Annotated in this window: 14 protein-coding genes; 7 read left to right on the top strand and 7 right to left on the bottom strand. The window is 50.2% G+C overall.

The features are described from left to right. Positions 1-72: 72 nt before the first annotated feature. Complete coding sequence (locus tag IE073_RS05800) at positions 73-1821, top strand: arylsulfatase (protein WP_189582546.1); 1749 nt, start codon at positions 73-75, stop codon at positions 1819-1821. A 158-nt stretch (positions 1822-1979) separates the two neighbouring features. On the opposite strand, the gene IE073_RS05795 is transcribed toward IE073_RS05800, so the two are convergent. The 7 genes from IE073_RS05795 to IE073_RS05765 are packed head-to-tail and all read right to left on the bottom strand — an operon-like array spanning position 1980 to position 8409. After that, positions 1980-2975, bottom strand: coding sequence for an aldo/keto reductase (locus tag IE073_RS05795; RefSeq protein WP_233349839.1), 996 nt, complete (start codon positions 2973-2975; stop codon positions 1980-1982). Further along, on the bottom strand, positions 2972-4141 hold the full coding sequence (gene pobA / locus IE073_RS05790; RefSeq protein WP_189582543.1) for a 4-hydroxybenzoate 3-monooxygenase: 1170 nt from the start codon (positions 4139-4141) through the stop codon (positions 2972-2974). Before pobA ends, IE073_RS05795 begins: the two co-directional genes overlap by 4 nt. A gap of 8 nt (positions 4142-4149) precedes the next feature. Then, the gene (locus tag IE073_RS05785) at positions 4150-5109 is read right to left on the bottom strand and encodes a Gfo/Idh/MocA family oxidoreductase (protein WP_189582540.1); all 960 of its coding nucleotides are present in this window, start codon (positions 5107-5109) and stop codon (positions 4150-4152) included. Further along, entirely contained in the window at positions 5106-5951 is an 846-nt protein-coding gene (locus IE073_RS05780) for a class III extradiol dioxygenase subunit beta (RefSeq protein ID WP_189582537.1), read from the bottom strand. The genes IE073_RS05785 and IE073_RS05780 overlap by 4 nt, the downstream gene beginning before the upstream one ends. A gap of 1 nt (position 5952) precedes the next feature. After that, on the bottom strand, positions 5953-6357 hold the full coding sequence (ligA, locus tag IE073_RS05775) for a protocatechuate 4,5-dioxygenase subunit alpha (protein WP_189582533.1): 405 nt from the start codon (positions 6355-6357) through the stop codon (positions 5953-5955). Further along, positions 6350-7372 carry a Rieske 2Fe-2S domain-containing protein gene (locus tag IE073_RS05770; protein WP_189582530.1) on the bottom strand — a complete coding sequence of 341 codons (1023 nt, stop codon included), beginning with the start codon at positions 7370-7372 and terminating at the stop codon, positions 6350-6352. Before IE073_RS05770 ends, ligA begins: the two co-directional genes overlap by 8 nt. Next, positions 7369-8409, bottom strand: coding sequence for an amidohydrolase family protein (locus IE073_RS05765; RefSeq protein ID WP_189582527.1), 1041 nt, complete (start codon positions 8407-8409; stop codon positions 7369-7371). Before IE073_RS05765 ends, IE073_RS05770 begins: the two co-directional genes overlap by 4 nt. Positions 8410-8515: 106 nt before the next feature. Here IE073_RS05765 and IE073_RS05760 point away from each other — a divergent pair, with 106 nt between their 5' ends. The 6 genes from IE073_RS05760 to IE073_RS05735 all read left to right on the top strand — a co-directional run bounded on the left by IE073_RS05760 (position 8516) and on the right by IE073_RS05735 (position 14569). Continuing rightward, positions 8516-9664 (top strand): LysR family transcriptional regulator, encoded by a 1149-nt coding sequence (locus tag IE073_RS05760; protein WP_189582524.1) that lies wholly within the window; start codon positions 8516-8518, stop codon positions 9662-9664. 97 nt (positions 9665-9761) lie between these two features. Beyond that, positions 9762-10439 (top strand): 4-carboxy-4-hydroxy-2-oxoadipate aldolase/oxaloacetate decarboxylase, encoded by a 678-nt coding sequence (locus IE073_RS05755; RefSeq protein ID WP_189582522.1) that lies wholly within the window; start codon positions 9762-9764, stop codon positions 10437-10439. Beyond that, complete coding sequence (locus IE073_RS05750) at positions 10439-11371, top strand: amidohydrolase family protein (RefSeq protein ID WP_189582519.1); 933 nt, start codon at positions 10439-10441, stop codon at positions 11369-11371. Before IE073_RS05755 ends, IE073_RS05750 begins: the two co-directional genes overlap by 1 nt. Further along, positions 11368-12417 carry a 4-oxalomesaconate tautomerase gene (locus IE073_RS05745; RefSeq protein WP_233349838.1) on the top strand — a complete coding sequence of 350 codons (1050 nt, stop codon included), beginning with the start codon at positions 11368-11370 and terminating at the stop codon, positions 12415-12417. The genes IE073_RS05750 and IE073_RS05745 overlap by 4 nt, the downstream gene beginning before the upstream one ends. After that, a complete protein-coding gene (locus tag IE073_RS05740; protein ID WP_189582516.1) occupies positions 12414-13193 on the top strand; it encodes a DUF1932 domain-containing protein in 780 nt (259 codons plus the stop codon). Before IE073_RS05745 ends, IE073_RS05740 begins: the two co-directional genes overlap by 4 nt. Before the next feature lie 179 nt (positions 13194-13372). Further along, positions 13373-14569 (top strand): MFS transporter, encoded by a 1197-nt coding sequence (locus IE073_RS05735; RefSeq protein ID WP_233349837.1) that lies wholly within the window; start codon positions 13373-13375, stop codon positions 14567-14569.

Genomic DNA, 14569 nt, shown 5'->3' with positions numbered 1-14569 from the left:
GAGGCTTTTGGTTTGATTTTAGCCATATTGCGCTGCACGCCCACATACCGAGATTGTTTTGGAGATAGAGTCATGAAGAGTTCGATCGTCTTTGCAGCTATAGTCGTTGGAGCCTTCGGTTCTCTGAGTGGATGTGCTCCGTCTAAGACCCCTACTGAATCCTCCCGAACAAGTGTCGTTGAAACAACGCGTCCCAATGTTCTTCTTATCGTTGCCGATGATCTTGGCTATTCGGACTTGGGCGCTTTTGGCGGGGAAATCGAAACTCCTAATCTTGACGCGCTTGCGATGTCTGGAGTTCGTCTTACCAATTTTTATGCTGCGCCCACTTGCTCCCCTACGCGGGCTATGTTGATGACGGGTAAGCCTGCCCATTCAGTAGGGTTGGGGGCGATGGCTGAGGCGTTAAATACCTTCAAGATATTGAAGGGAAAACCTGGCTATGAGGGTTATCTGCACCCTGAAGAAGTAACGATCGCCGAAAAATTCTCCGCAGCCGGTTATCGCACTATGATGACAGGAAAATGGCATCTCGGAGACGAGCCGGATCAAAGGCCGACAGCACAAGGCTTTGAAAAGGCCTATAGTAGCCTGAGAGGAAACCCTGACCATTTTGGCGCAGGGCAAAACGGTCAGCCACATATCATCACGGCCGAGTTCACAGAGAACGGTGCGCCAGTGACATACCCTGTCGGCGCATATTCAAGCGACTTCCTAGCGGAAAAAATGATTGATTATATCGGCTCAGACGCATCTGACGAAAAGCCGTTTTTCGCATATCTCGCTTTCACCGCGCCGCATTGGCCGCTTCAAGCGCCTAAAGACTTGATTGCCAAATATGAGGGGCGTTACGACGCGGGACCGACAGTGTTGCGCGCAGAACGCATGGAAAAGATGAAAGCGCTTGGCCTGCTGGATGACGCAGCCTCGGCGGCAGACCTGCCAGCGTTGGGCGATTGGGAGGCTATGCCAGCACAGCAGCGGGCTAGGTCAGCTCGTACTATGGAAATTTATGCCGCTATGGTCGACTCCGTAGATCAAAATGTGGGCAAGGTTTTGGATCATCTGAAAGCCACAGGCGAATTTGAAAATACGATAGTGATTTTCATGTCAGACAATGGCGCGGAAGGTATTTCACAACGTCCTTTGACAGGTCGAACGAGCAATACCACACGCCCAGACGTTAAAAAGCAAGTACTAGCCGACATCGCGGTGGCCAACCTTGATTTTGATAAAATGGGTACGTCAGAGAGCTTTCTGACATATGGCCCCAATTGGGCTAAAGCCGCGATGGCGCCGCTGAATGCGTTCAAAGGCGCGACGGAAGATGGCGGTATCAAAGCGCCAGCCTTTGTGACTGGCCCAGGAATTAAAGGCGGTCGATTTGCGGCTGGTTCACTTCACGTCATGGATATTATGCCAACGGCGATGGATCTAACAGGTATCACATATGAGCCGAACGTGCCGACTTCGATAAACGGGATCAACGCGCCTTCAGCGATATCTTGGGAGCCCATTCTGGAGGAGGGTGCAAACACTGTTCGTGGCGAAAATGATGCCATGGCTTGGGAGTTGTTCTTTAAACGAGGCGTTCGCCTCGGTGATTGGAAGGCCGTCTATGGTAAAGCTGATCCCGTTGCGCCGCCGAACCGGGCAGAAAAGTCCCAATGGCGCCTCTATAATCTCAAGGTAGACCCAGCAGAGAGTAAGGATGTGCGCGCAGAACATCCCGATGAATTTAAACGATTGATGGTTGCCTGGGATATGTATGCAGAAGAAAATGGTGTCTTTTCGCCAGGACCTCCGAAGACGCCGCAATAAATACCCGATGAGATGCCACCCCACTTCATGCGGAACATTAAAAAAATGCACCGCAATTTCTGTATCCAGATTATGAGAATGGCGATCGTGTCACGGTGCCGATTTTCTCGGTTCTTTGGACAAAGTCCGCTGGAAAAATTAAGTCGGCTTTATTCGCTTTACTCGTAGTCTTCGGTATCGATAGCCTTGCGCATTGCGTCAGGGTAGCGATGTCCTGAGACCGTGCGTTGATTTATCAACTCTGAAATTTCCTGAAAAACACTTGGCTCGATCCTCTTGTCTAGCGTTGCGAGGTTCTCTTCTAAATGCGGAATAGAGGCCGTACCTGGTATCACATGTATATGATCGCCTTGCGCTAAGACCCAAGCTAATGAGAGTTGAGCGGGGGACAGGCCTTCGCGGTCGGCGACTGAGTTGAATTGTGAGATAAGTTTTTGATTCCGCTCCCAATTCTTATCAGAGAAACGCGGTTGTTTTGACCGCAAGTCCTTTGGGTCCAACTGAGCCGGATTTGAAACGCCTCCTGCAAGCGCGCCGCGGGCTACTGGAGAGAAGGCGACAAAGGCCGTGTTGGTTTCCCGACAAGCCTCTAAAACAGCGATTTCTGGGTTGCGTGTCCAGAGCGAATATTCTGATTGCATGGCCGCAATGGGATATTCAGCAGCCGCCATTTTTAAGGTTTTTGCGGACATTTCGGACAGGCCAATCGCGCCAATTTTACCTTCGGTGATCATATCGCCTACTGTCCCAACGGACTCTTCAATTGGCGTGTCGAAGTCCCGTCGATGCAGATAATATAGATCAATATTTTCGACGCCCATTGTTGTCAGGCTTTTCTCTACGGCGCGGCGTATGGTTTCAGGGCGGCAATCAATCCATCGTTTGCCTTCGTCAAATTCAATGCCGCATTTAGAGGTGATAAAAACTTCGTTTCTACGGGTCTTAAGGACCCGAGATAATAAGGCTTCATTATGGCCAAGACCATATAGTCTCGCGCTGTCCAAGTGGTTATACCCAATATCGATTGCCCGATGCAGAAGTTTTTCAGCATCATCGTCGGACGGAAGCGGGAAATACCCTTGGCTCAGGGACATACACCCCAACCCCATAGGGTTCAGTTTTCTTCCATTTATGGTGCGGGTTGGAAAGCTCACAAAGGTAGTCCTATATAGTTCTCGGCGATACTCATCTGCGCAGCTTTTGAATTGGCAATATAGTCCAATTCGGCAACTTGCATCTTACGACCAAACTCACCGTCTTCGGGGAAATTGTGCATAAGAGATGTGAGATACCATGCAAAGCGCGATGATTTCCAAACACGTGCTAAAGCCGTAGCTTCGTAATTTTCGGTTCCAGATGCATCACTATCTTTGAAATAAGATATGAGGGCCGGCGCGAGATAGGCGATATCAGATGCCGCCAAGTTTAGTCCTTTTGCGCCCGTTGGCGGAACAATATGCGCAGCGTCGCCCGCGAGGAACAGGCTGCCATATCGCATCTTTTCGAAGATATAGGATCTCAATGGCGCAATGGATTTTTCAATAGATGGGCCAGTCGTGATCTTGCCGGCGAACTCTGGGCCAAGGCGGACCTTTAACTCATCCCAAATACGATCATCTGACCAGTTTTCTATTTTTTCGTCCGTTGGAACTTGAAGGTAATAGCGACTGCGCGTGTTTGAACGCATGGAGGCGAGGCCAAAGCCGTTATTATGGCTCGCATAGACGACTTCATGGGCGCAAGGCGGGACGTCAGCCAGTATACCTAGCCACCCAAATGGATAGACGCGTTCCACAGATGTTGCCGCGTCCGCGGGGATCGCTTTGCGGGAAGGGCCATGAAAGCCGTCACAGCCTGCAATGAAACGGGCGTCGATGCGGAATTCTTGGCCGTTCTTGTGATAGGTCACAAAAGGCGTGTCGCTTTCGATATCATGCAGGGCTACATCCGCCGCCTCATAAATCGTTTCGACACCTCGCGCCGAAGCTGCGTCCATTAGGTCTTTCGTAATTTCGGTTTGTCCATAAACTACGACATGTTTTCCAGTCAGTTCGCGTACAGGAATTTTGATCAATTTGTTGCGGTTCGTCAGCGATACATAGTCATGCGGCAGACCTTCAGTTTGAAGCCGTGTATCCAGACCCAGTTGGGTCATAATATTGATTGTGCCCTGTTCCAGCACACCGGCCCGAATGCGTCCAAGGACATACTCGCCTGTTTTGCGCTCAAGAATTACGGCGTCCACGCCAGCTTGCGCCAGAAGGTGACCCAGCATTAAACCCGATGGGCCTGCTCCGATAATGACGACGTCCGTTTTCATTACCTAGCCTACCCGCTGATTTGTTTTTCAACCATCTGCTGGATTTTTTCCATGACTTCATGGGTCGCGAGAATTTGCTGAACAGAACCGTTAGGCTCGCGATCTTCCGCGATAGCGGACAGGAACTCGCGCTGCATGAGTTCAATGCCGTTGGTTGAGACGTCAATACCGGATACATCAACGATCTCTCCAGTTCCCGTTTTCATGTCATCATAATATGCGGTGTAGGTGCCTTTGTCGCAGATATATCGGAAGTGCGTTCCGAGTGGTCCTTCGTTATTAAAAGACAGCGATAGGTTACAAACTTTCCCGCTGGGCGTTCGCATAACGATGCCCATATCCATATAGATTCCCAACTCAGGGTGCACTGGTCCTGCAACTGCATAGACATCAGATATGGGCTCTTGTGTCTGGTACATGAATAAATCGATCGAATGTGCAGAATGGTGCCACAGCAAATGGTCAACCCAAGACCGCTTTTCGCCTAATGCATTCGTATTCGTCCGTCTAAAAAACATCGTTCGAATTTGCATTTGCTGGACACTTAGATCGCCAGATTTTACCCGATTGTGAACCCATTGATGGGGTGGGTTGAAACGGCGGACATGGCCCACCATGGCTTTTTTCCCGGACGCGTTCGCAACGTCTGCTAGGCGTCGGGAATCTTCAATATTGTCCGCCATCGGAATTTCAACGAAACAGTGTTTTCCGGCTTCCAGAACCTGAATGGCTTGGGCCGCATGTTGTTGAGTAGGCGTAACCAAGATCGCAGCATCAACATTATCTCGCGCTAATCCTTCCGCGAGATCAAGGCTCCAATGTGATATGTTGCGTTCTTCAGCCATAGCTTTGGTGGGCGCTTCACTGCCGCCGATAATTGACGTCACTTCTACGCCGTCAATGTTGTCCAAAGCGGCCATATGCTTGCGGCCAAAAGCGCCTGTCGCGCCAGCTACGAGAAGTCTCATGACCTGTTCTCCAAAACGATATGTCCCAGGGCGGTATTCGACGCCGGGACGTGATAATGACGGTGTAATTCTTTGGGGTTGGTGAGGGCGCCAAGCATGACGAGCCACATTACCAGTTCAATACCTTCGGAACCTGTCTCGCGTAGATATTCGATATGCTGAACCTGTCGTAAACGATCTGGATCACCCGTCAGGTCGTCTAGAAATTTCTGATCCCATTCCGCATTGATGAGGCCCGCGCGCGGTCCTTGAAGCTGATGGCTCATCCCGCCTGTACCCCAAATTTGAACATTTAATTCTTCAGGGAAACTCTCGACAGCTCGGGCTATGGCTTGACCGAGACGAAAGCAGCGGTCGCCGGACGGAATGGGGTAGGTAACTACATTGACCATAATCGGCACAACGAGGGCAGGCCAAGCGTCAGGCTCTCCGAACATTGCGGAGAGGGGGACTGTTAATCCGTGATCGACAGGCATCTCATTGATGATGGTCATGTCGAATTCGTCGATGATCAGGCTCTGGGCGATGTGCCATGCGAAATCTGGGTGGTTCTTTACGACAGGCACAGGTCGTGGCCCCCAGCCTTCGTCGGCGGGCTGAAATTCCTCGCCGCATCCGATAGCGAATGTCGGTATAAGGTCTTGCCCAAAAGCAGATGCATGATCATTAAACACGAGAATGACGACATCAGGCTTGTTTTCAGGTTTCTTGATCCAAGCCTTGGTCCACTCATAACCTGCAAAAATAGGCTTAAAATAAGGCTCTTCTTGTTTCCCTTGATCGATGCCGACGCCGATTAAGGGAACATGGCTTGTCGCAACACCAGCAGAAATATGGGCCATATTAATTGCCTTCTTTGATTGAGCGTACGCCATCGGGCGAACGCCCTCCGGCATCCATCATCGCTTTGTAATCATCGACATTCATACCGGTCATCGTCGAGACTGCTTGAACAAATGAGAGACCATCTGTCGAAAAAACCTTCGCAAGGTAGTAAATATTCCCACCTAAATCGAGCAAACGGTTATAGTCCCGCGCGAGCAAAGCTTCTTGTTGTTCGTCGCTCATTTTTGATTCCGCGAGATAAGCTTTTTCATCCGCCAACCAACGCTCGCGGTTCTCTGGTTTCATGAGCGTCATGCAAAATTGATTTAGCCAATAGCCTTGCCTTGCGCGCTCCGTCGTGAAGACTCGCGTGCCAGGGATGTCTTCAAACGCATCTTTGTAATTTTGTAGATCTTTACCCATTTTCAGCCTCCATTAGGCGGGTGATGATACGCCGTGCGTGAGCACCACCTGAGTCTATTGAGAGGACACGTAGAGTCATGTCGGGATTATCAGCGATAGACTTTTGTTGTCCTTCAAGAACTTCGATATCTTCGTGAAAGATGTTATCCTGACCCGCTCGAATACGCTCGGTTAGGCCTTGATCATCAATTCTGAAGTTGCGCGCCATGCCCCAGAAGTAATGAGTCGTATTTTCCGTTTCTGGCGTCATGGAGTCAATTACGAAGCCGCGCACACCAGAGTCGTGACTGTCAAGAGTGTCGCCCTCGGATACGGGTGAAACGCCAACGTCAATGTTTACCGAACAAGGTTCTATAAACTCACAGATTTGCCAGCGATCAACGGGCACATCTTGTTGTAAAGCATCGCGCCAAAAGGGTGGGGGTGATATGTTCGGCATCCATCGGGAGAGCGTGACTTTATCGCCATCAACAGATGTCTCCAATGGAGACTCCATCAGTTCTTTTTGCCCAATCGACCCCGCATGGACGTAGGTTTCATGGGTGAGGTCCATCAGGTTGTCTATAAAGAGACGGTAATCACATTCGACCCGCATATAGCCGCCGTCGAAAACCCAATTCTCTTTGTCGCAGGGCCAAAAGTCGGGAATTTTTCCCTCGTCCGCTTTAGTTTGGTCACCAATCCAAACCCAAACATAACGATATTTTTCTGCAACGGCGTAGCTTGGCGTGCAGACTTTCTTGTTCACACGTTCATTCACCAGCGGCATTTCTTCTGGTGTTCCGTCAGGACCGATGAGCATGCCATGATATTTACAGCGGATGTTATCGCCTTCGCGAATACCCATAGATAAAGGCAAAAGACGATGCGGGCAGGCGTCGCGCATGGCGACGACCGAACCATCCAACTTACGGTACATGACAATTGGTTCGCCGCAGATCTTCCGCGAAATCGGTTTGTTGCCGACTTCTCCGTCCCAGCCTGCGACGTACCAACGATTTCTAATAAAGGTCATCGTCCCTGCTCCTTGAGTAATTCGTCTAAACGGGGATAAACGCGACGTGCGTTGCCTTCGAAGATGTTGTGACGGGTCTCTGTCGGTAGGTTAAGGTTCTCGACGTAACGCTTGGTGTCGTCGAAGTAGAATCCTGTTTGCGGGTCGATCCCGCGAACTGCCCCGATCATTTCAGAGGCAAATAAAATGTTCTTGGGATCGATCACATCGAATAGAAGATCGATGCCGGGTTGGTGATAAACACAGGTATCAAAATAGACATTACTCATGATGTACTCATCAAGCGATGGCCGCTTCATCATGTCGGCTAAACCGCGATACCTCCCCCAGTGGTAAGGCACCGCTCCGCCACCGTGTGGGATAATGAAATTGAGGTCTGGGAAATCGGAGAACAAGTCGCCCTGCATCAAGTTCATGAAGGCGTTTGTGTCAGCAGCCATGTAATACGACCCCGTTGCATGAAGGCAATCATTGCAGGATCCAGATACGTGAATCATAGCCGGAACGCGCAGTTCAACCATTTTCTCATAGAGCGGATACCAGTAGCGGTCCGTCAGGGATGGTGCTGAAAAATGTCCGCCCGATGGATCAGGATTGAGGTTACAGCCGACAAACCCCAACTCGTTCACGCAGCGTTCCAGTTCTTCAATTGCGTCCTCCAATCCGACAGGCTTGCCGTCTTTCACCTGTTGGGGAAGTTGACAAACACCAACGAAATTATTTGGGAACAGGTCGACTGACCGCTTGATCATATTGTTACAGGCATGTGCCCAATCGACAGATGTTTCACTGTCTCCGATATGTGGTTCCATGCGGGATGCACGCGGGGAAAAAATAGTAATGTCGGCGCCGCGCTCTTGCTGCAGCTTCAATTGGTTGTTCGCAATAATGCCTTGGAGCTCTTCATCTGCATAGTTTGGTAGGCTTGGACGAGGGCGCGAGGGATCTGCGAGACGAGCCTTTTGAGCCTCGCGAAACTCTAAATGAGCTTCAGGAACCAACGTCTGATGGCCGTGGCAATCAATAATTAAGCTCATGCCGAATTCCCTGTCAGTCCACTATCTGTTTTTACCGTAGGGGAGTTGTGGAAAGGGACCGAATTAGGAGTCTACATTTGGTATTAGAAAATGCTAACCAGTGGGTATGGAGACGTGGCTATTTAATATCCGGCATTTGCGTGCCTTTGTAAAAACTGTTGAGCTAGGGACGCTCGTGTCTGCTGCGAGGGCGGTAAACCTATCGCAGTCCGCCGTTACGCAAGCGATTGCGAAGTTGGAGGACCAATTGGATGTTCGCCTGTTTAATCGACAGAATGAAGGCATGTCGCCGACAAAGGCTGCACGTCTTATTTGTCCGCGCGTGCAAGACATCCTTGGGCACATTGGCCGCCGGAATGTCACTCACACCCAAATTAAAGCCTTTCTAGCGCTAGCATTGGGTGGGAATTATGCTGAAGCGTCTGGGCTAACGGGCTTATCGGCGGCTTCTTTACATAGAGCGATACGCGACCTTGAGATTGTTCTGGGGCAAGATTTGACACGACGAAAAGGGCGAGGTGTTATCCTAACAGACTTTGGGCGAACGCAAGCCCGCCAATTTGGTCTGGCTGCGGCAGAGCTCAGATATATGTTGGAAGACCTCGGAGCGCTGAAAGGTTTGAAGTCAGGACGTATCGCAATTGGCGCTATGCCTTTATGTCGGGCGCGTGTTCTACCCTCAGCTATTGTGGAATATCAGCAAAAGTGTCCTGATGTTGATATCAGCATTTCAGAGGGTTCTTTTATTGAATTGATCGAGCCATTGAGAAATGGTGAGTTGGATTTTTTAATCGGCGCTCTGCGTGATCCTGGGCCAGGACCCGATCTTGTACAGAGCGCTTTATTTGAAGATACACCAGTCATAGTGGCGCGTTCAGGGCATCCTTTGGCGGTGGGTCCTGCGCCACCAATATCAATTCGGGCTTTGAGTGAGTACCCCTGGTGTGTGCCGAAAGCGGGCGTTCCCTTACGGGAAAAATGGGAGAACCTTTTTTCAGATGAGGGTTTATCGGTCCCGCGCATTTCAGTCGAATGCGGGTCCATCATTGCTAATCGGCAAATCCTGATGAAGACGGATTGCTTGACAATTTTGTCTCCGGATCAGGTCGCAGTGGAGCTTGAAGCTGGATGGTTGTCGATCGTATATGCTTTGCCGGTGCGCCTGAACCGCATCATCGGATTGACCTGCCGCGAGGGGTGGCGGCCGACAGAATCTCAATCCAATTTTATGATCGCATTGAACGCGGTGTGTTAAAACAGTTCGTATTTTCTAATGGGGACTACCGACTTCGATATGGAATTGCGGCTTAGACGCGACGATAGTTCAATCAAGGTTCTAGATAGAGGGTTTTATGACAGATCATGTTGTGGTGCAGAATATAGACCGGGTTAGTATTGATATCGTCGATGGCCTTGGGGCGTGCGGCGTTGCGACTGTTTCAGAAGCACAAGGCCGAACAGGCTGTATGAAGCCCTATATGCGCCCAATTTACCCAGGTGCGCGAGTTGCGGGGAATGCGGTGACCGTCTCTATCCCACCGGCTGATAACTGGATGATCCACGTCGTTGTTGAGCAATGCCAGGAGGGGGATTTTCTCGTAATTTCACCCACATCCGAATCTGATGCTGGTTATTTCGGTGATTTGTTTGCAACGGCTTTGAAATTGCGAGGCGTACGGGGCTTGATCATTGAGGGTGGTGTACGTGATTTGGCTGAGCTGCTGGAAATGAATTTTCCCGTCTGGTCAAAATATGTTCACGGTACTGGAACGGTCAAAGAGAGTCTCGGCTCGATTAACGTCCCGATTGTTTGTGCTGGGCAAGCTATCCACCCTGGGGACGTTATTGTTGCAGACGATGATGGCGTTTGTGTCGTCCCACACGGCACGGCCGAAGCCGTTCTTGCGAGCTCTCATGCTCGAGAGGAAAAAGAAGCTCGCAATCGGGCAAAATTCGCGGCTGGGGAGCTTGGTCTGGATGTCTATGGCATGCGTGAAAGATTGAAGGAAAAAGGGCTGAAGTATATCTGATGGCTGCACCGTCGATAAAAACTCAAGCGCAACCTGTCTCCAAAGGGGCAAGGGATGTTCATGAAAACCCTAAGGTCCCGGACTTTCGCGTGCCTACTGGCGCGGTGGATGCACATTGTCACGTTTTTGGCCCATCGGACGTTTTCCCTTACTCCCCGATAAGAAAATATACGCCCTATGACGCGCCAGCGGAAAAGCTCTTTGCGTTACGAGACCACTTAGGGTTTGAGAAAAACGTACTCGTGCAGGCAAGCTGTCACGGCAAGAATAATGATGCGATGGTGGATTGCCTCAATAAAGCTGGTGAAAATGCCAGAGGCGTTGCAATTGTTGATCCATCTATAACGGATGAAGAGCTTCGCGCTTTGGACGCGGCAGGTGTTCGTGGCGTTCGATTTAACTTCCTCAAACGTTTGGTCGATCCCACACCAAAGTCTGAATATTTAGGTATTGCGAAACGTGTCGCCAAAATGGGTTGGCATGTTGTGGTTTACTTTGAAGCCGAAGAGCTGGAGGAGATCGCGCCGTTCTTAGAGTCAATTCCGACTATCGTTGTTATTGATCATATGGGGCGACCCGATGTTTCATTGGGCGCGGATGATCCGCAGTTTGAACGCTTTATTCGGTTGATGGATGAGAACTCAAATTTCTGGGTGAAGGTCTCTTGTCCTGAACGCTTATCTATCTCCGGTCCTCCTTATGAAGATGTCGTGCCGTTCGCGCGAACACTTGTAGAGCGTTTCCCGGATCGTGTTCTATGGGGCACGGATTGGCCGCATCCGAATATGAAAACCCATACGCCCGATGACGGGCAATTGGTTGACCGCATCCCACATATTGCGCGGACGAAAGCGTTGCAGCACAGCCTTCTCGTCGGAAACCCAATGCACCTCTATTGGCCTGGTCATGCTATTCCAAAGTCCGACACATGAGCGGGATACCTTGTATGATGATGCGGGGCGGAACGTCGAAAGGGCCGTTCTTTCTCGCGGGTGATTTACCGGCTGATATTGCTGACAGGAATCAAATGCTCCTAACTATTATGGGGTCACCTGATGCGCGGCAGATTGATGGGATGGGCGGTGCGCATCCGCTAACCAGTAAAGTTGTGATTGTCTCGCCCTCGAAACGCGATGACTCGGATGTGGATTATCTTTTTTTACAAGTTTCGCCAGAGACTGGCGCGATCTCTGATTCCCAAAATTGTGGGAATATGCTGGCGGGTGTTGGGCCTTTCGCGATTGAGCGCGGCCTGGTCGAAGCGGTGGAGGGCGAGACAATTGTTCGTGTCTATATGGTCAATTCCTCTTCTCAAGCAGATTTGGTGGTTCAAACCCCAGAGGGCAAAGTGACCTATGAAGGGGATGCTCATGTTGACGGTGTTCCTGGGACACATGCGCCAATTCTGCAGAATTATTTTGGTACGGCAGGTGCGCAGTGTGGTGCGCTTCTTCCAACAGGCAATGAGATCGATTTGATTGACGGGATAGAATGCACTTTGGTCGATAATGGTATGCCTAGCGTGTTATTGCGAGCGAAGGATTTTGGCCTCAGCGGGTATGAAACGCCAGCGACATTGGAAGCCAACGCAGAATTGAAAACGCGATTAGAGGCTATTCGGCTAAAGGCGGGTGTCCTTATGAATTTAGGGGATGTGTCTGATATGACGATACCTAAGATGTGCCTTATCGCACCACCGCAATATGGAGGCATCGTCACGACACGGACATTCATCCCGCACCGTGTACACCAAGCCGTTGGTGTTTTAGCTGCCGCGTCGGATGCTGCTGGTTGTATGTTTGCTGGGGGCGTTGCCGCGGGCATTGCTGAATTTGAGGAGGTCAATCCTTGTCGCGTGGATGTTGAACATCCGACTGGAGCGTTGACGGTTGAGCTTGCGTGGAAAGGCGACACGGTTGTTCGGACGGCGCTTCTTAGAACGGCGCGCAAACTCATGGATGGGCTGGTATTCCTGTGAAAATTGCGATCATTGGATTTGGTGAAGCCGGCGAAATGTTCGGTGCTCATCTTGCGGCTCATGCTGATGTCCATGCTTTTGATTTAAAGAATGACGCCGCAATCAAAGCAAAAGCGGCCACCGCGAATGTTTCGCTTCATGCGAATCTCGCAAAAGCCATTGACGGTGCGAAGCTTGTTTTGTCTTTGGTGACAGCTGACCAAGCTACTCCCGCTGCCGAGCATGCAGCGCAATATTTGCAGGCTAATCAGTACTTCCTAGAAATGAACTCCGTCGCGCCGGGCACAAAGCTGCGCAACGCAGAAATATGCTCGAACCTTGTTGATATTGCCATTGCTGCGCCGGTTCATCCGTTGAAGGAGAAAGTCCCGTTGTTGCTGTCTCATCCCAATGGAAAGGTGCTAACGGAAAAGTTAAATGCGCTGGGACTTAATGTACGCTGTGTCGGCGATGAGGTTGGACGCGCCGCAGCTATAAAGATGTGTCGTTCCATAATGATAAAAGGCATGGAGGCTCTGACGATTGAGTGTTTTCAAACCGCCAGGTTTTACGATGTGGAAGATGAAATCAAAACATCGCTCCATGGAAGTTTCCCGGGAATGGGGTGGGATAAAGATCGCGTGGAGTATTGGTTCGAGCGCGTCTCGACCCATGGCCTCCGCCGCGCCGAAGAAATGCGCGAAGTCGCAAAAACGGTGAGCGGCGCGAAGGTGGAGTCCAAGATGTCCAGTACAGTGGCGGACACCTTCGAGCAGTTCATGAAAAACAAGGTTTAAGTTCAAACAGGCATCAATAATGAACACAACAGCACATAAATAAAAGTGTTTGAAATATATAAAATCTATCAATTCGGTTTATTGCTGCGAGTTTGCTAGCGAAGTGAAAAGTCTATGCCTTGTCGGATGCTGAAATTTGCGTTTGGCTTAAATATATAGAACTAAAAAAGGGGATTTAGGTGTCTACACAGTCAGTAACTGAAGCCAGACAGGCGACCACGATACATGGGTTGATACTTATTCTCGCGGCGGTCATGCCCGCGATGGCGATTATTTCGCTTGTGCCTGTCATGCCACTTTTGGGCAGAGAGTTCGGTCCTGTTCCCGGCGCTAAAGCCTTGATCCCGATTGCTTTGACTATTCCTGCATTGTGCGTCGCATTATTCTCACCATTGGCAGGTTGGCTGTCAGATCGTGCGGGTCGAAAGAAGCTCTTAGTCTTCGCATTGCTCGGCTATGCTGCCATCGGAATCGTCCCATTTTTCTTAACAGATTTAAAGCAAATCATCGGAGCGCGGATAGGTCTTGGTATTTTTGAAGCTGTCATTATGACAGTCGCAACAGCTCTGATTGGTGACTATTTTAAAGGCGCAGAACGACAAAAATGGATCGGTATACAAGTCGGTTTTGTGAGTGTTAGTGCAATCTTCCTGATAGCAATTGGTGGCGTACTTGGTGAAATGATTGGTTCGCGAGGCCCGTTCTTAATGTATCTTGCTGCGGTTCCGATTGCATTGCTCGCAGGTGCAATTTTATTCGAACCCGCCGTCATAGAAAAGACGTCAGGTCCGAAACTAGCGTTGCCGTGGGCGAAACTATTACCGCTTCTACTTATCACTCTAGGCGTTGGTATCTTCTTCTACACGGCTATTGTTAAATTAGGCGATATCTTAGGCTTATCCGGTGAAGTCAGCCCCGGCGTTATCGGGGGAGTCGGTGCTGCGTTTAATGTCGGCGTCATGCTGGGCACTATAATTTTCTTAAAGCTGAAAAAGTTTTCTTCGGGGCCAAAGCTTCTCGCGATAGGGATGGCGCTATTTGCTGTCGGCTATGGTGGCATGGGGCTCTCCGGGACTTTCTCGATGACAGTGGCATTCGCGATCATTTCCAGCTTGGGAGCAGGCTTGCTGTTGCCAACTATGCTCACTTGGGTGATGAATATTTTGCCGCCAAATGTACGAGGACGCGGAACAGGCCTATGGACGGGCATGTTCTTCTTGGGGCAGTTTGTTGCGCCTCTTGTTGCGGTAGCTATGTACAAACCTGCAGGCGGATTGGGTAACGTGTTGCTCGTCTATGGCGCTGTTGCACTTGTACTTATGATTATTGCTGCAATCAGTGCACGTGGTGCTAAGGTCCTGAAGCAAGAACACTAA

The sequence above is a fragment of the Litorimonas cladophorae genome (genome assembly GCF_014652455.1).
GTDB classification, from domain to species: Bacteria; Pseudomonadota; Alphaproteobacteria; order Caulobacterales; family Maricaulaceae; genus Litorimonas; species Litorimonas cladophorae.
The sequence above is the reverse complement of the archived record's forward strand: the minus strand, read 5'-3'. Positions and strand labels throughout refer to the sequence as shown.

What these genes read in the sequence shown, in the direction of transcription:
- IE073_RS05800 (WP_189582546.1), top strand. Translation starts at nt 73, where the DNA reads ATGAAGAGTTCGATCGTCTTTGCAGCTATAGTCGTTGGAGCCTTCGGT.
- pobA (WP_189582543.1), bottom strand. Translation starts at nt 4,141, where the DNA reads ATGAAAACGGACGTCGTCATTATCGGAGCAGGCCCATCGGGTTTAATG.
- IE073_RS05785 (WP_189582540.1), bottom strand. Translation starts at nt 5,109, where the DNA reads ATGAGACTTCTCGTAGCTGGCGCGACAGGCGCTTTTGGCCGCAAGCAT.
- IE073_RS05780 (WP_189582537.1), bottom strand. Translation starts at nt 5,951, where the DNA reads ATGGCCCATATTTCTGCTGGTGTTGCGACAAGCCATGTTCCCTTAATC.
- ligA (WP_189582533.1), bottom strand. Translation starts at nt 6,357, where the DNA reads ATGGGTAAAGATCTACAAAATTACAAAGATGCGTTTGAAGACATCCCT.
- IE073_RS05770 (WP_189582530.1), bottom strand. Translation starts at nt 7,372, where the DNA reads ATGACCTTTATTAGAAATCGTTGGTACGTCGCAGGCTGGGACGGAGAA.
- IE073_RS05765 (WP_189582527.1), bottom strand. Translation starts at nt 8,409, where the DNA reads ATGAGCTTAATTATTGATTGCCACGGCCATCAGACGTTGGTTCCTGAA.
- IE073_RS05760 (WP_189582524.1), top strand. Translation starts at nt 8,516, where the DNA reads ATGGAGACGTGGCTATTTAATATCCGGCATTTGCGTGCCTTTGTAAAA.
- IE073_RS05755 (WP_189582522.1), top strand. Translation starts at nt 9,762, where the DNA reads ATGACAGATCATGTTGTGGTGCAGAATATAGACCGGGTTAGTATTGAT.
- IE073_RS05750 (WP_189582519.1), top strand. Translation starts at nt 10,439, where the DNA reads ATGGCTGCACCGTCGATAAAAACTCAAGCGCAACCTGTCTCCAAAGGG.
- IE073_RS05745 (WP_233349838.1), top strand. Translation starts at nt 11,368, where the DNA reads ATGAGCGGGATACCTTGTATGATGATGCGGGGCGGAACGTCGAAAGGG.